The organism is Amycolatopsis sp. MEPSY49 (assembly GCF_051337345.1).
Classification (GTDB): domain Bacteria; phylum Actinomycetota; class Actinomycetes; order Mycobacteriales; family Pseudonocardiaceae; genus Amycolatopsis.
The window spans coordinates 766,387-784,190 of the sequence record NZ_JBDLYJ010000004.1; the positions used below are offsets into that span (position 1 = coordinate 766,387).

The following is a 17,804-nucleotide window of genomic DNA, read 5'->3' on the forward strand; positions in this document are numbered from 1 at the left end:
GTCAGCGGAGACCGTCAGCTACAACCGGACGTCGCGCCGCAGCCTTCGCAGGCGTAGCACGAGCCTGCCGGGCGCATCTTCGTTCCGCACGTCATGCACAGCGGGGCGTCCGCCGCCTTGCCGAGGCGCAGCTCCATCAGCTCCGTCGTGGTCTGGGCTTCGCGGTGCGGGTGCTCCGGTTCCTCCGCGTGCGGCTCCGGCGAAGAGTCCACTGTGGTGCTCAGCGCCTCGAGGTCGACGTTCGGCGCGCCGCCGTAGGTGGCCTCCACCTCCGCCGACCGCTCGTCCGCCGACAGGATGCCCAGCTGCGAACGCTTTTCGTACGGCAGGTAGTCCAAAGCCAGGCGGCGGAACAGGTAATCCATCACGCTCGTCGCGATGCGGATGTCCGGGTCGTCGGTCATGCCCGCCGGCTCGAAGCGCAGGTTCGAGAACTTCGAAACGTAGAACTCGAGCGGGATGCCGTGCTGCAGACCGACCGAAATGGACATCGAGAACGCGTCCATCACGCCGGCCAGCGTCGAACCCTGCTTGCCCAGCTTGACGAAGATCTCGCCGAGGCCGTCGTCCGGGTACGAACCCGCCGTCAGGTAGCCCTCCGCGCCGCCGACCGTGAACGACACCGTCTGGCTCGGGCGCTTCTTGGGCAGGCGCTTGCGGACCGGGCGGTACTCGACGACCTTCTCCGGTTCGGCGACCGCCTTTTCCTTCTTGGCCGTCGACAGCGGCTGGCCGACCTTACAGTTGTCGCGGTAGATCGCGAGGGCCTTGAGGCCGAGCTTCCAGCCCTGGAAGTAGATCTCCTCGACGTCTTCGACCGTCGCCGACTCCGGCATGTTGACCGTCTTCGAGATGGCGCCGGAGAGGAACGGCTGCACCGCGGCCATCATCCGGACGTGCCCCATCGGCGCGATCGAGCGCTCCCCGACCGCGCAGTCGAACACCTCGTAGTGCTCCGGGCGCAGGCCCGGCGCGTCGACGACGTGGCCGTGCTGCGCCACGTACTCGACGATCGCCTCGACCTGCTCGTCCTGGTAGCCGAGCGCGGTCAGCGCGCGCGGCACCGTCTGGTTGACGATCTGCATCGAGCCGCCGCCGACGAGCTTCTTGAACTTCACCAGCGAGAAGTCCGGCTCGATCCCGGTGGTGTCGCAGTCCATCATGAAGCCGATGGTGCCGGTGGGCGCGAGCACGGACGCCTGCGCGTTGCGCCAGCCGTGCTTCGTCCCGATGTCGATGCCCTTCTTCCACTCCTCCGTCGCCAGCGCGCGGACTGCGGCGTCGTTCGAGTGGTAGGTGCGGACGAGCTCGTTCGCCGCGGCGTGCTTGCGCATCACGCGCTGGTGCGACTCGGCGTTGCGCGCGTAGCCCTCGTACGCGCCGACGGCCTGGGCCATCTCCGCCGAGCGCCGGTACGAAACGCCGGTCATCAGCGACGTGATCGCCGCGGCGAGCGCGCGGCCGCCGTCGGAGTCGTACGCGTGCCCCAGCGCCATCAGCAGCGCGCCGAGGTTCGCGTAGCCGATGCCGAGCTGGCGGAACTTGCGCGTGGTGTCGGCGATCGGCTCGGTCGGGAAGTCCGCGAAGCAGATCGAGACGTCCATCGCGGTGATGACGAACTCGACCGCGCGCGCGAACAGCGGCGCGTCGAACGTGCCCTCGGGCGTGACGAACTTGAGCAGGTTCAGCGAGGCGAGGTTGCAGCTCGAGTTGTCGAGGTGCATGTACTCGCTGCACGGGTTCGACGCGGTGATCCGGCCCGACTCGGGGCAGGTGTGCCAGTCGTTGATCGTGCCGTCGTACTGGATGCCGGGGTCGGCGCACTCCCACGCGGCCTGCGCGACGCTGCGGAACAGCTTCTTCGCGTCGGTCCGGTCGATGACCTCGCCGGTGAGCCGGGCGCGCAGGCCGAAGTCGGTGCCGTTCTCGACCGCCTGCATGAACTCGTCGGACACGCGGACCGAGTTGTTCGCGTTCTGGTACTGCACGGAGGAGATGTCCGCGCCGGAGAGGTCCATGTCGAACCCGGCGTCGCGGAGGACCTTGATCTTCTCCTCTTCGCGCGCCTTCGTCTGGACGAACTCTTCGATGTCCGGGTGGTCGATGTCGAGCACGACCATCTTCGCCGCGCGCCGGGTGGCGCCGCCGGACTTGATGGTGCCCGCGGAAGCGTCGGCGCCGCGCATGAACGAGACCGGGCCGGACGCGGTGCCGCCGGAGGTCAGCAGTTCCTTCGAGGAGCGGATGCGGGAGAGGTTCAGGCCGGCGCCGGAGCCGCCCTTGAAGATCAGGCCCTCCTCGCGGTACCAGTTGAGGATCGACTCCATCGTGTCGTCGACAGCGAGGATGAAGCACGCCGAGACCTGTTGCTTCGACGCCGTGCCGACGTTGAACCAGACCGGGGAGTTGAAGCTGAAGACCTGGTGCAGCAGCATCCAGGTGAGCTCGTGCTCGAAGATCTCGAGGTCCTGCGGCGAGGCGAAGTAGCCGTGGTCTCGCGCGGCCTTGACGTACGTCTTCACCACGCGGTCGATGAGCTGCTTGAGGCTACGCTCGCGCTGCGGGCTGCCGACGGCGCCGCGGAAGTACTTGCTGGTGACGATGTTGGTGGCGTTGACCGACCAGAAGTCGGGGAACTCCACGCCGCGCTGCTCGAAGTTGACCGAGCCGTCGCGCCAGTTCGTCATCACGACGTCGCGCTGTTCCCAGGTCACCTGGTCGTAGGGGTGCTTCCCCTCGGTGGTGAAGACGCGCTTCACGCTCAGCCCGCCGGCCGCCTTGCTCTTCTTGCCGGCGGCCGTGCCGGCCCCGGTTCCCACGGTTTCGGTCATCGGTCGAACCCTCACTCCCGCAGCGGGACGGTCAATCGCCGTCTTCGCGCTGATCGCTCTCCTCCGGAGCAGCAGAACCCGCCATGGCCTCACGAAGATCGGCTATCTCCTTCTCGAAGTCCTCGACCGACGAGAAGGAGCGGTAGACGCTGGCGAACCGGAGGTAGGCGACCCCGTCGAGCTCACGCAGCGGGCCCAGGATGGCCAGGCCGACCTCGTGACTCGGGATCTCCGCCAGCCCGGCGGAGCGGATCGACTCTTCCACGCGCTGCGCGAGCTGCTGCAGCGCGTCGTCGTCGACCGGCCTGCCCTGGCAGGCGCGGCGGACGCCGCTCACCACCTTGTCCCGGCTGAACTGTTCGGTGACCCCGGACCGCTTGACGACGGCGAGCACCATCGTCTCCGAAGTCGTGAACCGGCGCCCGCACGACGCGCACGAGCGCCGCCGGCGGATCGCCTGGCCTTCATCCACCTCTCGCGAGTCGACGACCCGGGAGTCCGCATGCCGGCAGAACGGGCACCTCATCCGCCGATCACCTTCCCCTCCTCGCCGGCCGCCCGCGGTCGACGTCCCCGCGGCCACCACGCACCCCTGCACCTGGTGATCGTTTTGTGGACATCCGGTGGGTAAACGCCGACCAGCTGTGGACAACTGCTGTCCAGTCTACCCCAACCTGTGGACCAACTACAGCGGTGTAACTACTACATATAGCGGGCGAGCGTAGAACTCGGCGGGGGTGCGCGCAAGCGACGCGGCCGGTGCCGGACCCGCCCGGGTGAGGGTGTTCCGCGGGGGCCGAGGGCCGCGGCCGACGGGGTTTCGGGGTGGTCGCCCTGGTGGGGGCCGGGTTGGTCTGTTCGGGTGGCGCCGCGGGGCGCTGTTGCCGGGGGCCGGATCGGGCGGTCAGGTGGTTTCGGCGGCCGGCGGTTTCACCGGGGCGGGTGATTTCGCGACGGGTGGCCGCGGCGCTCAGCGGTGCCCGGCACTGAGACCGGGCGGCGTACGCGAAGCTCGCTCGGGCGCGACTCGCGCTCTGGGGCGACATTGATCATGGTGGCGACGGTCCGGCGGAGGCTCGATCGGCGCACGTGTGCCCGGGCTCCATCGCGACCGGGTCCAGAACGAGGTGCGGCCGGCGCACGAAGCCCGGCGCAAGGTTCATCCCGCCCACGAGGGCGGCCCGATCAACGCGACCACAGACCAGCGCAAAGCGCGGCCGACATACGAACCTCGCCACACCAGCCCGACGCAACGTTCACCCCACCCACGAGGCGACCCAATCAACGCGACCGCACACCAGCGCAAAGCGCGGCCGACATACGAACCTCGCCACACCAGCCCGACGCAAGGTCCACCCCACCCACGAGGGCGGCTCGATCAGCGCGGCCTGCGCGCAAACCTCGGCGCGCCCACTACCGGGGGGCCCAGCGGAAGGCACGAGCGCCAAGGAGCCGACGCCCTGATCCCACCCATGGCTCAGCCCGGACTCGGCAGCACTTACTCGTCCCGACCTCGCGGCCGGTGAGCGGTCACGGCGCGGGAACGTCGGCGACCGGGACCGTCAGCGGCAACCCCGGCACCAGCACAGCGTCGTCCAGCCGGTTCAGCTCCTTGATCCGGGCGACAACCGCGCCCGGGTCGCTGTCGGGCGCGAACCTCGCCGCGATCGACGAAAGCGTGTCGCCCTGGCCCACCGAAACCGTCGCCGTCTGCGCCGGGACCGGGGCTTCCGCCGTCCCTCCACCGAACAAGCCCAGGCCCGTGACCACCAGGCAGCTCGCCACCGCCAGCGCCGCCAGCCACGGCCAGCGCACCGGAACCCGGCGGGGCGCCGCGCAGGGCGCGCCGGACGGGCGGCGGCCCGCCACGACCCGCGCGCGTGTCGGCGGGCGCTGGACCTCGCCGCGGCGGCCGCGCAGGACGCGGACGGGACGGGGCTGTGCCGGGACCGGGGTCGCCGGGCGGGCGTGCCCGCGTTCGGCCAGAATGGACATCCGAACCTCCTCGAAACCCTGTGTCCGCCCGTTTCCATGGCCGGTGCCGGCCCGTGGATCAAGGTCGAACAGGCGTTCTATCGAACGCCCGTGCGAAGGTCTACCACCTACCACCGACAAAATCGAGCGGACACGGCGTGTCGATCGAACAGATGTTTGAAATCGTCGTGCCCGGGGGCTAACGTCGGTGACCAGGGCATCTGCCGGGCAGATGCCGCCGGCGAGGCTGCCCGCACCCGGCGGGCGGCGGCCGGCGCGCGATACGTGCAGCGAACGTCTGGGAGGCGACGCAGTGGCGAAGGAGAACAAGGCGGGCAGGACCAGTGGGTCCCCCGGGGGCAGTGTGCACCCCATGCCCGAGGTCTACGACGTGGACGAGACCCTCACCGTCCGCCAGCAGCAGGTGCTCGACGTGATCCGCTCGTGGGTGAGCCGGTTCGGCTACCCGCCGAGCGTCCGCGAGATCGGCGAGGCGGTCGGACTGACGTCCACTTCGTCGGTCTCGCACCAGCTGCGCGCCCTGCAGCGCAAGGGTTACCTGCGCCGGGACGCGAACCGTCCCCGCGCGGTGGGCGTCCTCTCGGCGACCGACGACAACCCCATGGGCATCGAGATGGACCAGCAGCCGGTCATGCCGAAGGCGGCGTACGTGCCGCTGGTCGGCCGGATCGCCGCCGGTGGCCCGGTGCTGGCCGAGCAGGCCATCGAGGACGTGTTCCCGCTGCCGCGGGAGATCGTCGGCGAAGGCGAGCTGTTCCTGCTGAAGGTCACGGGTGACTCGATGGTCGACGCGGCCATCACCGACGGCGACTGGGTCGTGGTCCGCCAGCAGCCCGACGCGGACAACGGCGAGATCGTCGCGGCGATGATCGACGGCGAGGCCACGGTCAAGACGTTCAAGCGCAAGGGCGGCCACATCTGGCTGATGCCGCACAACGAGGCGTACGAGCCGATCCCCGGCGACGACGCCACGGTGCTCGGCAAGGTCGTGGCGGTGCTCCGGCGGTTGTGACGAGCGGGTTGGGGCGAGGTGTGTCCGCGGAAAGCGCGGACCACGGCACTCGTCACAAGTGTCTTCTGGGGGTGCAACCCCCAGACCCCGCCCGGGGGCGAGCCCCCGGACCCCCGCCTCGGTCGCCTTGGCGTTGACGCCAGGGATTCGCACCGCCGAGGCAGGCGTTTTGAGGTTCACCGGATCGGATGATCTTCGGCCGTGGGGAGCCGAGATCGGGAAGCGAGCCTGACCGCGGTGCGGCGGGTGGACGGGATGCCCGGCCCTGTCCGCCGCCGCAGCGGTCGAGGTTTCCTTCGCGCGGTGCGCAGGACGCGCGGCTCACGCGGCCGCGCCCCGCACCGCGCGAAGGACGATCCCTTGTGGACAGCGGTTGCGAGCGGGCCGCTCGTGCCCGCCACGCACCACGAGGAGCGTGGGCGAGCGCCAAGCGGCGCCAACTGACCGCTCGTGCCCGCCCCCGCCGCGCGAACGGTCCGTTCGCGCCCCAAGCAGCACTCAGCCCCTCCGGCGGCGCAGCCTGCTGAATCCGAACCAGCCGAGCCCCACCACGGCCACCGCGATCCCCGCCGCCGGCAGCACCGGCACTCCCCCACCGTCCGAACCGGACTCACCACCCGCGTTCGCCGTCGGCTTGCCGTCCGAAGAAGGCGCAGGCGCCAACGCAGCCGCCCCGCGCACCGCGCGGATCGGCTCGCCCACCCCTTCGCTCCCCGACAGCAACGTCCCGTCGGGGTCGAACGCGATCGCCTCGCCCTGCTTCTCCCCCGGCAACGGGATCCGGACCGGCGTCCGCTGCAACGCCGCCAGCACATCGCCGTCCGGGGCCGCGTACACGTACGCGTCCGTGTAAGTCCGCAACGCCACCACGGTTCCGTCGGCCGACGACGCGCCGCCCGTCACCAGCACCGAACCGATCGAGCCCACCGGGCCGCCCTGGGTGTCCGTCGTCGCGATCTTCACCGTGCCGACCTTCTCCAGGTTCGTCGGCCCCGGGCTCCCCAGCGGCCCCTGCGGCCGGTACACCCGGGCCTCGCCCAGGATGTCCTTGGTGATCAGGTACGGCGTCCCCGCCTTGTCCATGATCAGCGCTTCGGTGTCGTGCTGACCGTCCGGGTACGTGAGCCGGTGCAGCGTCACCTTGCCCTGCGGATTCATCTCCAGGAGCGCGACCGTCAGCCGCCCCTTGTTGTTGTCGCCCGTGTCCGACAGCCACAACGTCCCGTCCGGGGTCCGGGCCAGGTCCTCGACGTCGAACGGGTCCGTGCGGTCGGTCAGGACCTTCTGGACCTTGCAGTCCCGCCCGAGCACGAACACCTGGACCTTGCTGCCGCCGTCGTTGATCCCGTAGAGCTTCGAACCGTCCGACGCCAGGCCGGACAGCTCGCCGATCCGGGAGTCCTTCATCGTGCACAACGGCTCCGGAGCCGGAGCCGCCCAGGCGGGGACCGCCCCGCCCAGCACGGCCGTGAAGACCAGAACGACAGCCCAGCGCACCCAGCCACCTCCGTAGTGTGCGACCCCTCTGGTCGCACACTACGGAGACGTGTCAGGCCCGGGTCGAGTTGGTCTCGTAGTCGCGCAAAGCCGCGGCGAGGTCCGGGCGGACCCGCACCAGCAGGCGCGTGCCGTCCGCGACGTGCTCCTCTTCCAGCACCTCGCCGTCCGCGTGCGCCCGCGCGACCAGCTCGCCGCGCGAATACGGCACNCGAGTTGGTCTCGTAGTCGCGCAAAGCCGCGGCGAGGTCCGGGCGGACCCGCACCAGCAGGCGCGTGCCGTCCGCGACGTGCTCCTCTTCCAGCACCTCGCCGTCCGCGTGCGCCCGCGCGACCAGCTCGCCGCGCGAATACGGCACCAGGACGTCGACCGTGACCTCCGGCCGCGGCAGGCGGTCGGCGATCACCTCGACGAGCTCCGCGATGCCCGCCCCGGTCCGCGCCGACACCGGCACCGAGCCGGCCAGCGCGTGCCGCAGCCGGGCGAGGCTGACCTCGTCGGACGCGTCGATCTTGTTGATCACCAGCAGCTCCGGCGGGAGCGGCTCCTTGCGCTTGCGCGTGATCTCGCCGAGCACCTCGCGCACGGCGCTGACCTGCTCCTCCGGCGCCGGGTCGGACCCGTCCACCACGTGCAGCAGCAGGTCCGCGTCCGCGGCCTCCTCCAGCGTCGAGCGGAACGCGTCCACCAGCTGGTGCGGCAGGTGCCGCACGAAGCCGACGGTGTCGGTCAGCGTGTAGCCGCGGCCGTCCGCGGTCTGCGCGCGCCGCGTGGTCGGGTCGAGGGTGGCGAACAGCGCGTCCTCCACCAGCACCCCGGCCCCGGTCAGCGCGTTGAGCAGGCTCGACTTGCCGGCGTTGGTATAGCCGACGATCGCCACGCTGGGCACCTCGTTGGCCAGCCGCCGCCCGCGCTTGGTCTCGCGGATGGTGTCCATGGCCGCGATCTCGCGACGCAGCTTCGCCACGCGCTTGTTGATCCGCCGCCGGTCGGTCTCGAGCTTCGTTTCACCGGGACCACGCAGGCCCACGCCGCCGTTCGCGCCGCCGGCGCGCCCACCGGCCTGCCGGGACAGCGACGCACCCCACCCGCGCAGCCGCGGGATCAGGTACTGCAGCTGGGCCAGCTCGACCTGCGCCTTGCCCTCCTTGGACCGGGCGTGCTGGGCGAAGATGTCGAGGATCAGCGCGGTCCGGTCGATGACCTTCACCTTCACCTTCTCCTCGAGCTGCCGCAGCTGGCCCGGCGAGAGCTCGCCGTCGCAGATCACCGTGTCGGCGCCGGTGGAGCCGACGATGTCCCGCAGCTCCTTGACCTTGCCCGAGCCGATGTAGGTGGCCGGGTCCGGCTTGGGCCGGCGCTGGATGAGGCCTTCGAGGACCTCCGAGCCCGCCGTCTCGGCCAGGCGCGCCAGCTCGGCCAGCGACGCCTCGGACTGCAGGGCCGTGCCCTCGGTCCACACGCCGACCAGCACGACGCGTTCCAGCCGCAGTTGCCGGTACTCGACCTCGGTGACGTCCTCGAGCTCCGTGGACAGTCCCCGGACCCGGCGCAGTGACGCGCGGTCCTCGAGCTCCATCTCGCCTGTCGACGGGTCGTACAGGTCGTCGTCGTGGTCTTCGGTGTGTGTCAGTTCTGTCATCGTGCCTCCATGTTCCCACGTTTCGCCGCGGGAACCGAACTTTTACGTGCTGGGATAGGTGGCGAGGTAGATCGCGGTGCGTTCCGCGCCGGTACGGCGGGGACGCGAACGGAACTCCTCGAGCAGGGCGTTGAGCCGCGTTTCCAGCTCGGCCCGCTCCTCGGGGGCCACCTGGACGACCAGGCGCGACTGGTGCACGCCCTCGAATCCGGTCTCGGCGATCTCGGCCAGATAGGCCTCGAGAACCGCCTGTTCCACGCCCTTGTCACCGCATGAGTCGAGTGTCCACGAAAGGCCCGTCGAAAGATACGGGATTTCCTTGGCGCCCCGGGCTCCGCGGCGCGGCGGCTGCGCGGCGAGGAAGCCGGTCTCGACGAGCTTGCGCACGTGGTGCAGCGTCGTCGCCGGGTCCCGGCCCAGCCTTTCGGCGAGCTCCTTGTTCGTCAGCGCCTCCGAGAAGGTCAACCGGATGATGCGCAGCCGTATTCCGGAGGCCAGCGCGGCGGCCTCGGCTTCGGTCGCGGCACGTCGTTTCGCGGGGAGCACGCGGGACAGCTTAGAGCGAACAGTGATTGACACTTTCCAATCACTCGGGCCAGACTCGGGAACCATGCACCGGGGGTCACTCTTCCATCACGCCGACTTCAGACGGCTCTTCGCCGGCGACACCGCCAGCCAGTTCGGCGTGTTCGTCGGGAACACCGCCGTCCCGCTGCTCGCGGCGGTCACGCTCGCCGCGACGCCGTTCGAGATGGGCCTGCTCACCGCGGCCGAGACGCTCGCCTTCCTGCTCATCGGGCTGCCCGCGGGCGTGTGGGTCGACCGGATGCGCCGCCGCCGGGTCATGCTCACCGCCGACTTCACGCGGGCGGCGCTGCTGCTGAGCGTGCCGGTCGCCTGGTGGGCGGGGGTGCTGACGCTCGCCCAGCTGCTCGTCGTCGTGTTGTTCGTCGGCATCGCGACGGTGTTCTTCGACATCGCCTACCAGTCGTACCTGCCCTCGCTCGTCGGCCGGGAGCACCTCCTCGAGGGGAACGCCAAGCTGCAGGCCGTCCAGTCGACCGCGCAGATCGCCGGGCCGAGCGCGGCCGGCGTGCTGGTCCAGCTGGTGACCGCGGCGAACACCGTGCTGGTCACCGGCCTAGGCTTCCTCACCTCGGCGCTGTGCCTGCTGCGGATCCGCGCGGAGGAACCGGCGCCGGAGCGCGACGGCCACGCCCGGCTGCTCCCGCAGATCGCCGAGGGGCTGCGGTTCGTCTTCTCCGACAAGCCGTTGCGGGCGATCGTGGGCACGACGGCGACGGCGAACTTCTTCAACGGCGCGTTCATCGCCGTGAACGTGCTGTTCCTGACCCGGACCGTCGGGCTGCCGCCGGCCGCGGTGGGCGCCCTCATGGCGGTCGGCGGCGCCGGCGGCATCCTCGGCGCGGTCTGCTCGGGCGCGGTCACCCGCCGGGTCGGGCAGTCCCGCGCGATCTGGCTGGTCCCGCTGGTCACCGCGCCGGCCTACCTGCTGGTCCCGCTCGCCGCGCCGGACTGGCGGCTCGGGCTCTCCGGGTTCGGGCTCGTCGCCAGCGGGTTCGGGATCATCATCTACAACATCGCGCAGGTTTCGTACCGGCAGGCGATCTGCCCGGACCGGCTGCTCGGCCGGATGAACGCGAGCGTGCGGTTCGTCGTCTGGGGCACGATCCCGCTCGGCGGCCTGCTCGGTGGCGCGCTCGGCGAAGGACTCGGGCTGCGCGGCGCGATGTGGGTCGCCGTCGCCGGCGAGGCCGCCGCGGTCCTGTGGGTCGTGTGCTCGCCCCTGCGGCACATGCGCGATCTGCCGACCGAAGCGAAAACCCATTCCGGCGCACCCTAGAGTTGTTTCATGAATACTCCATACGAGCGCCCGCGAGTCCCGGACAAGGTCGGTGTCGACGGTCTGGAGGCCAAGTGGGTACCCGTATGGGAGTCCACCGGCGCCTATCGCTTCGACCGCACCAAGACCCGGGCCGAGATCTACTCGATCGACACTCCCCCGCCGACGGTCAGCGGGTCGCTGCACATCGGGCACGTCTTCTCCTACACCCACACCGACGTGCTGGCGCGGTTCAAGCGGATGCGCGGGTTCGAGGTGTTCTACCCGATGGGGTGGGACGACAACGGCCTGCCGACGGAACGCCGCGTGCAGAACCACTTCGGCGTCCGCTGCGAGCCGTCGCTGCCCTACGACCCGGACTTCCGCGCCCCGGAGAAGCCGGGCAAGGACGTGGTCTCGATCTCGCGGCGCAACTTCGTCGAGCTGTGCGAAACCCTCACCGAGACCGACGAAAAGGTCTTCGAGGAGCTGTGGCGGCGGCTCGGGCTGTCGGTCGACTGGACGATGACCTACCAGACGATCGGGCACGACTCGCGGTTGATCTCGCAACGCGCGTTCCTGCGCAACCTCGAGCGCGGCGAGGCGTACCAGGCCGAAGCGCCGACGCTCTGGGACGTGACGTTCCGGACCGCCGTCGCCCAGGCCGAGCTGGAGGACCGCGAACGCCCGGGTGCCTTCCACGACCTGGCGTTCACCGGGCCCGACGGCGCCGACGTCGTGATCGCGACGACCCGGCCGGAGCTGCTGCCCGCGTGCGTCGCGCTGGTCGCGCACCCCGATGACGAGCGGTTCAAGCCGCTGTTCGGGAAGACCGTGAAGACGCCGGTGTTCGGCGTCGAGGTGCCCGTGGTGGCGCACCACCTGGCGGACCCGGAGAAGGGCCGCGGCATCGCGATGGTGTGCACGTTCGGCGACACCACCGATGTCACGTGGTGGCGCGAGCTGCGCCTGGCGACGCGGGTGGTGCTGGGCCGTGACGGCCGTTTCCTGCCCGACGCGCCCCACGACGTTCCCGCGGAGGCGTACGCGCCGCTGGTGGGCAAGACCGTCCACACGGGACGCGAGATCATGGTGCGCCTGTTGCGCGAAGCCGGTGCCCTGCGAGGTGAGCCGCGGCCGATCGCGCATTCGGTGAAGTTCTACGAAAAGGGCGACAAGCCACTCGAGATCGTCGCCAGCCGGCAGTGGTACCTGCGCAACGGCGGGACCGACGTCCCCTTCCGGGAGAAGATGCTCGCCCGCGGCGAAGAGCTGAACTGGGTGCCGAAGCACATGAAGGTGCGCTATTCGTCGTGGGTGGAGAACCTCGCCGGCGACTGGCTGATCAGCCGTCAGCGCTTCTTCGGCGTGCCGATCCCGCTGTGGTACCGCCTCGACGCGAACGGCGAGCCGGACTACGACGCCCGTCTGCTGCCGGAAGACCTGCCGGTCGACCCGAGCAGCGACGTCCCGCCGGGGTTCACCGAGGACCAGCGCGGCGTGCCGGGCGGGTTCGTCGCCGAGGCCGACGTGATGGACACGTGGGCGACGTCGTCGCTGACGCCGCAGATCGTCGGCCGCTGGAGCCTCGACGACGACCTGTTCGCGCGCGTGTTCCCGATGGACCTGCGGCCGCAGGCGCACGAGATCATCCGCACCTGGCTGTTCGCGACGGCGGTGCGCGCGGAGCTGGAGCACGGCGTGCTGCCGTGGCGGGAGACGTCGATCGCGGGCTGGGTGCTCGACCCGGACCGCAAGAAGATGTCGAAGTCCAAGGGCAACGTGACGACCCCGGTGGACATGCTGGAGCGGTTCGGCTCGGACGCGGTCCGGTACTGGGCGGCGAGCGCGCGCCCGGGCGTCGACACGGCGGCGGACGAAGGCCAGATGAAGGTCGGCCGCCGCTTGGCGACGAAGCTGCTCAACGCGAGCCGGTTCGTGCTCGGCCTGGGCGTGCCTTCTCCTTCCGCGGTGGCGACCGAGCTGCTGGACCGGGCGCTGCTGGCGTCGCTGGCCGTCGTCGTCGAGCAGGCGACCACGGCGTTGGAGGCGCTGGACTACGCGCGGGCGTTGCAGGTGACGGAGACGTTCTTCTGGACGTTCTGCGACGACTACGTCGAGCTGGTGAAGGGCCGCGCCTACGGCGACCTCGGCCCGGCCGAGGCAGCTTCGGCGCAGGCCGCGCTGGTGACGGCGTTGTCGGCGGTGCTGCGGCTGTTCGCGCCCTTCCTGCCGTACGCGACCGAGGAGGTCTGGTCGTGGTGGCAGGAGGGGTCGGTGCACCGGGCTTCGTGGCCTTCGGTGGCTCCCGTCGAGGGTGACCCGGAGCTGCTCGCGCTGGCGGGTCAGGTGATCGCGGCGGTGCGCCGGGCGAAGACGGACGCGAAGGTGTCGATGCGGACGGCCGTCGAGACGCTCACCGTGACCGGGCCGGCCGAGGTGCTGGCCCGGTTCGCGGCCATCGAGCCGGACATCCGCACCGCGGGCGCGATCACGTCGGTGGAGACGCGCGAAGGCGACTTCGCGGTGGAAGCGAAGGTCTGACGCCGGTGGGCCCGGCGGAATTCCTGCCGCGGAAACGGGAATTCCGCCGGGTCGGACCGTTAATCTCTCGCCATGAGTACGGATGCGCCGGGCGGGGAGCGTCCCGCGGCCACCGGAGACGAGTTCGTGTTCGCCGCCGCTGACCTGCTGCGACCGTTCCGGCCCTTGGTCCAACCGGCTGCGGCCGAGCTGTCCCCCGAGCCCACGCGGCAGCTGGCGGACTCCATCGGACGCGCGATCGACGGGTTCTGGCCCTGGGTCGAACGAACGGCCAGGGCCTCGGGCAAGAGGGTCGACGAGCTCCATCGACGGGCCGCTCCGCCGAACTGGGTCTCCGATGGCAAGGCGGACGTCGACTACTTCGCGGCCGTCCGGCTCTCGTTGGCGCACGGCGTTCCCCTGGCCTGGGTGCCCGACCCGGAAACCGTCAAGCTGCTCCTGGCCGCCCACGACGACGAAACGGTCTCGGTCCACGCCGTTCTCGACGACCGCCGCGAGCCGATCCTCGACCACTGCGACAGCCGCCTGGACGAGGTGGACCGGGCCCCCGCGGCGGCACCGTCGGTCCGGGTCGCCCGGGAAGCGGTCCAGGCACTTCGTCTCGATCTTCCGGCGCCGGCCCAGTCGGCGGCCGCGAACCTCATCGACGAGCTCGCCCGCACCGCGTTCACAATCGTCTACGGCGATCGGCACAGCCACGCCCCGACGCTGAGCCGCGTCCAGACGTTGTCGGAACGCGCCCGCAGCGCGGGGTTGTCCTTCTTCGCTTCGCTCGGCATCTTGCGCGAACTGGCCACCGTGATGCCCTTGCTGAACGCCATGACACCGTGGTCGCCGGGCAGCGGCGCGCCCGCCCCGACGAGCTTCAGCCGGCAGGTGACCATCCACCACATCACCGCGCCGGGCCAGGTCACGCGCACCAACGCGCTCGTGGCGGTGCTGACGGCCGTTTCCTTGCTCTGCCAGGAGCACGACTCGCACTGGCACACCTGGAAGATCCTGAACGCCCTCGAAACCGGCTGACGCCGTCACGAACCGGCGGCGGCCCACCAGGCTTCGTCGATCTCGCCGCGCGCCACGATCTCCGCGGGTCCCGACAGCGTCGACGCGCCGCGGGACACCGTCACCGACACCCGGCCGCCCGGGATGTCCACTGTGGACGCACCCGTGTCCGTGCCCGCCAGGTGGAACGCCGCCGCCACCGCGGCGACCGTGCCCGTCCCGCACGCCCGGGTCTCCCCCACCCCGCGCTCGTGGACGCGCATCCGCAGCGCGCCCTCGCCGAGGCGGTTGACGAACTCGAGGTTGACCCCGTGCGGGAAGACGTCGTGGTCGAAGTCGGGCTGGTCGCGCAGGTCCAGGTCCGCCACGTCCTCGTCGATCAGCGACACCAGGTGCGGGTTGCCGACGTTCACCGCGACCCCCGAGAACGGGCGGCCGGCCACCACCGTCACCGACGTGCCGGTGATCGTCGCCGGCCCCATCTGGACCGTCACCGAGCGGTCCGGGTGCACCACCAGCGGGCGGTCGCCCGCGCGGGTGCCGATGACGAACTCGCCTTCGCGCTCCAGGCCGGAGTCGACGAGGTAGCGCGCGAACACGCGGGTGCCGTTGCCGCACATCTCGGCGATCGACCCGTCGGCGTTGCGGTAGTCCATGAACCACTCGCCCGCGGACGGCTCGTCGATCGCCGCGGCGCGGACGACGCGCAGCACGCCGTCGGCGCCGAGGCCGCGGTGGCGGTCGCACAGCGCGGCGACCCGGGCTTCGGTCAGCTCGAGGCGGCCCGCCGGGTCGGGGAGCAGCACGAAGTCGTTCTGCGTGCCGTGCCCCTTGAGGAACTCGATTCCGCCCATAGGGGCAAGATTACCGGCCCAGGGTATCCAGGACGCGCGCGGCCAGCCCCGGCTCGGCGCCGTCGAACCAGTGGATCCGCTGGTCGCGCCGGAACCAGGAACGTTGCTTCCGGACGAAGCGCCGGGTGGCCTGCGCCGTCGCCGCGGCGGCCGCCTCGAAGTCGCCTTCGCCGTCCAGTTCGGCGAGCACCTGTTGGTAGCCGAGGGCCCGCGACGCCGTCTTGCCGTCGCGCAGGCCGCGCTTCTCGAGTTCGCGCACCTCGTCGACCAAGCCGGCCTCGAACATCCGCCGGACGCGCTCGTTCACGCGCTCGTCGAGCTCCTCGGGGGCGCGGTCGACGCCGATCACGACCGTGCCGTAGCGGGCCGGGCCCGGCTTGGGCAGGTTGGCCGAGAACGGCTCGCCGGTGATCTCGATGACCTCGAGGGCGCGCACGATCCGGCGGGTGTTGGTCGGCAGGATCGCGGCCGCGGCGGCGGGGTCGCGTTCACCCAGCCGGGTGTACAACGCGGGGGTGCCGAGCTGCTCGGCTTCCGCGTCGAGCCGGGCCCGGACGACCGGGTCGGTGCCGGGGAACCGCAGGTCGTCGAGCACCGCCTGGACGTAGAGGCCGGACCCGCCGGCCAGCACCGGCACCTTGCCGGCGGCCAGCAGCCGCTCGATCTCGGCCCGCGCGTGCCGCTGGTAGGCCGCGACGGACGCCGTCTCGGTCACGTCCAGGACGTCGAGCAGGTGGTGCGGGACGCCGTGGCGTTCGGCCTCGGTGGCCTTCGCGGTGCCGATGTCCATGCCCCGGTAGAGCTGCAGGGCGTCGGCGTTGACGACTTCGCCGCCGAGTTCGCGGGCCAGGTCCACGGCCAGCGCGGTCTTGCCGGTGGCCGTCGGGCCGACCACCGCGACGGGGCTGTTCACGGCGGCTGACGATACCGGCGGGCCGACACGGAGCGTCCACCGGAAGTAGGATCACGAGCTTCGAGTGGCTCATCCGGTACCACGGTGCGCGCTGAGCTGCTTGAATGCCGCGTGGAGGCCGTAGCATCCGAGCACGGCCCGTGACGACCGCATTACCCGGCCCCGCTTCGCGGCGGGGCGCCCGCGCGAGCGGGCGTACAGGCGATAAGGAGCCTGCGATGGCCCAGGAGAACACTTCCACCGGTACCCCGGCCCCGCACCCGGTGCCGCACGCGCTGCACGCCGGGCACGCCGCCCCGCCCGTGCCGCCCGCCGAACCCACCCCGTCGACCTGGGGCCGGATCGACGACGAGGGCACCGTCTACGTCATCACCGCCGAGGGGGAACGCGCCGTCGGCGTCTGGCAGGCAGGCAGCCCCGACGAGGGCCTCGTGCACTACGCCCGCCGCTTCGACGACGTGCGCACCGAGGTCGAGCTGCTGGAGACCCGGCTGGCGTCCGGCGCCGGCGACCCGAAGCACGCGCTGTCGAGCGCCACGCAGATCCGCGACGGGCTGGCCGAGGCCGCCCTGGTCGGCGACCTGGCCGCGCTCGCCGCGCGGCTGGAGTACGTCATCGGCCACGCCGAGAAGGCGCTCGCGAGCGCGAAGGCGGAGCGCGAGGAGGCCCGCGCGGCCGCCGTCGCCCGGAAGCAGGAGCTGGCCGAAGAGGCCGAGAAGATCGCCGCCGACTCCACCCAGTGGAAGGCGGCGGGCGACCGGCTGCGCGCGATCCTCGACGAGTGGAAGACGGTCAAGGGCGTCGACCGCAAGACCGACGACGAGCTGTGGAAGCGGTTCTCCAAGGCCCGCGAGGCGTTCAACCGCCGCCGCGGGTCGCACTTCGCCGAGCTGGACAAGCAGCGCGCGTCGGCCAAGCAGCGCAAGGAAGAGCTCATCGCCGAGGCCGAGGCCATCAGCGAGTCCGAGGACTGGGGCGAGACGGCGGGTCGCTACAAGGACCTGATGACCGAGTGGAAGGCCGCCGGCCGCGCGCCCAAGGACAGCGACGAGGCGCTGTGGCAGCGGTTCCGCGCGGCGCAGGACAAGTTCTTCGCCCGCCGCTCGGCGGTGTTCTCCGAGCGCGACGCGGAGTTCTCGCAGAACGCGGCGCGCAAGGAAGAGCTGCTGGTCGAGGCCGAGAAGATCGACGCGGCTGCGAACCTGGAGGCGGCGAAGAGCGCGCTGCGGCGCATCCAGGAGCAGTGGGACGAGATCGGCAAGGTCCCGCGCGAGCGGATCCGTGAGCTGGACGGACGGCTGAAGGCGGTTCAGGACGCGGTCAAGTCGGCGGAGGACACCCGGTGGCGGCGGACCGACCCGGAGGCTCAGGCCCGGGCGGCTCAGTTCCGGGAGCGGGTGGCGCAGTTCGAGTCCCAGGCTGCGAAGGCGCGCGCTGCCGGGGATGAGCGGCGGGCCAAGAAGGCCGATGAGCAGGCCGCGCAGTGGCGGGAGTGGCTGCAGGCCGCGGAAGCCGCGGTCGCGGACCGCTGAGGTTTCCGGTCGGATCGCGCTTGCCGGTCGCTGAGATTTCCGCCTGCTCGCGCTTTCCGGCCACCGAGCATCCCGGCCAGCTTGTCCGGCCGGCTTGTCCCTGCCGGCTTGTCCACATCACGGTGCTGGTGTGGACAA

At 71.2% G+C, this 17,804-nt stretch carries 12 protein-coding genes and 2 pseudogenes; 5 read left to right on the forward strand and 9 right to left on the reverse strand.

Annotated elements, in window-relative coordinates; all coding sequences use genetic code 11:
* Positions 1-14: 14 nt before the first annotated feature.
* From ABFJ78_RS23090 to ABFJ78_RS23100, 3 genes are all read right to left on the reverse strand, one after another.
* On the reverse strand, positions 15-2,831 hold the full coding sequence (locus ABFJ78_RS23090) for a vitamin B12-dependent ribonucleotide reductase (RefSeq protein ID WP_436388396.1): 2,817 nt from the start codon (positions 2,829-2,831) through the stop codon (positions 15-17).
* A gap of 31 nt (positions 2,832-2,862) precedes the next feature.
* Entirely contained in the window at positions 2,863-3,357 is a 495-nt protein-coding gene (gene nrdR / locus ABFJ78_RS23095; RefSeq protein WP_086676168.1) for a transcriptional regulator NrdR, read from the reverse strand.
* A 1,004-nt stretch (positions 3,358-4,361) separates the two neighbouring features.
* Positions 4,362-4,826 (reverse strand): LysM peptidoglycan-binding domain-containing protein, encoded by a 465-nt coding sequence (locus tag ABFJ78_RS23100; protein WP_436388397.1) that lies wholly within the window; start codon positions 4,824-4,826, stop codon positions 4,362-4,364.
* Between the two features lie 352 nt (positions 4,827-5,178).
* Here ABFJ78_RS23100 and lexA point away from each other — a divergent pair, with 352 nt between their 5' ends.
* Positions 5,179-5,838, forward strand: a complete 660-nt coding sequence (lexA, locus tag ABFJ78_RS23105) for a transcriptional repressor LexA (protein ID WP_051736098.1) — start codon at positions 5,179-5,181, stop codon at positions 5,836-5,838.
* Positions 5,839-6,336: 498 nt separating this feature from the next.
* Here lexA and ABFJ78_RS23110 read toward each other — a convergent pair whose 3' ends face one another.
* The 4 genes and pseudogenes from ABFJ78_RS23110 to ABFJ78_RS23125 all read right to left on the reverse strand — a co-directional run bounded on the left by ABFJ78_RS23110 (position 6,337) and on the right by ABFJ78_RS23125 (position 9,524).
* Positions 6,337-7,335 (reverse strand): hypothetical protein, encoded by a 999-nt coding sequence (locus ABFJ78_RS23110; RefSeq protein WP_436388398.1) that lies wholly within the window; start codon positions 7,333-7,335, stop codon positions 6,337-6,339.
* A 52-nt stretch (positions 7,336-7,387) separates the two neighbouring features.
* Positions 7,388-7,546 (reverse strand): annotated as a pseudogene (locus tag ABFJ78_RS23115) (GTPase HflX); the annotation flags it as partial.
* Positions 7,539-8,978 (reverse strand): annotated as a pseudogene (gene hflX, locus ABFJ78_RS23120) (GTPase HflX); the annotation flags it as partial. The pseudogenes hflX and ABFJ78_RS23115, both read right to left, overlap by 8 nt.
* Positions 8,979-9,020: 42 nt before the next feature.
* Positions 9,021-9,524: an ArsR/SmtB family transcription factor gene (locus ABFJ78_RS23125; RefSeq protein WP_436388399.1), complete on the reverse strand. Its 504-nt coding sequence runs from the start codon at positions 9,522-9,524 to the stop codon at positions 9,021-9,023.
* A gap of 64 nt (positions 9,525-9,588) precedes the next feature.
* Between ABFJ78_RS23125 and ABFJ78_RS23130 the strand changes: the two genes are divergently transcribed.
* From ABFJ78_RS23130 to ABFJ78_RS23140, 3 genes are all read left to right on the forward strand, one after another.
* Complete coding sequence (locus ABFJ78_RS23130; protein ID WP_436388400.1) at positions 9,589-10,842, forward strand: MFS transporter; 1,254 nt, start codon at positions 9,589-9,591, stop codon at positions 10,840-10,842.
* 9 nt (positions 10,843-10,851) lie between these two features.
* Positions 10,852-13,365 carry a valine--tRNA ligase gene (gene valS / locus ABFJ78_RS23135; RefSeq protein ID WP_436388401.1) on the forward strand — a complete coding sequence of 838 codons (2,514 nt, stop codon included), beginning with the start codon at positions 10,852-10,854 and terminating at the stop codon, positions 13,363-13,365.
* A 72-nt stretch (positions 13,366-13,437) separates the two neighbouring features.
* Positions 13,438-14,388 carry a hypothetical protein gene (locus tag ABFJ78_RS23140; RefSeq protein WP_436388402.1) on the forward strand — a complete coding sequence of 317 codons (951 nt, stop codon included), beginning with the start codon at positions 13,438-13,440 and terminating at the stop codon, positions 14,386-14,388.
* A gap of 5 nt (positions 14,389-14,393) precedes the next feature.
* On the opposite strand, the gene dapF is transcribed toward ABFJ78_RS23140, so the two are convergent.
* Both dapF and miaA read right to left on the reverse strand, forming a co-directional pair.
* Positions 14,394-15,221, reverse strand: a complete 828-nt coding sequence (dapF, locus tag ABFJ78_RS23145) for a diaminopimelate epimerase (protein WP_436388403.1) — start codon at positions 15,219-15,221, stop codon at positions 14,394-14,396.
* 10 nt (positions 15,222-15,231) lie between these two features.
* Entirely contained in the window at positions 15,232-16,134 is a 903-nt protein-coding gene (miaA, locus tag ABFJ78_RS23150) for a tRNA (adenosine(37)-N6)-dimethylallyltransferase MiaA (protein WP_436388404.1), read from the reverse strand.
* A gap of 218 nt (positions 16,135-16,352) precedes the next feature.
* Between miaA and ABFJ78_RS23155 the strand changes: the two genes are divergently transcribed.
* A complete protein-coding gene (locus ABFJ78_RS23155; RefSeq protein WP_436388405.1) occupies positions 16,353-17,666 on the forward strand; it encodes a DUF349 domain-containing protein in 1,314 nt (437 codons plus the stop codon).
* Positions 17,667-17,804 lie beyond the last annotated feature (138 nt).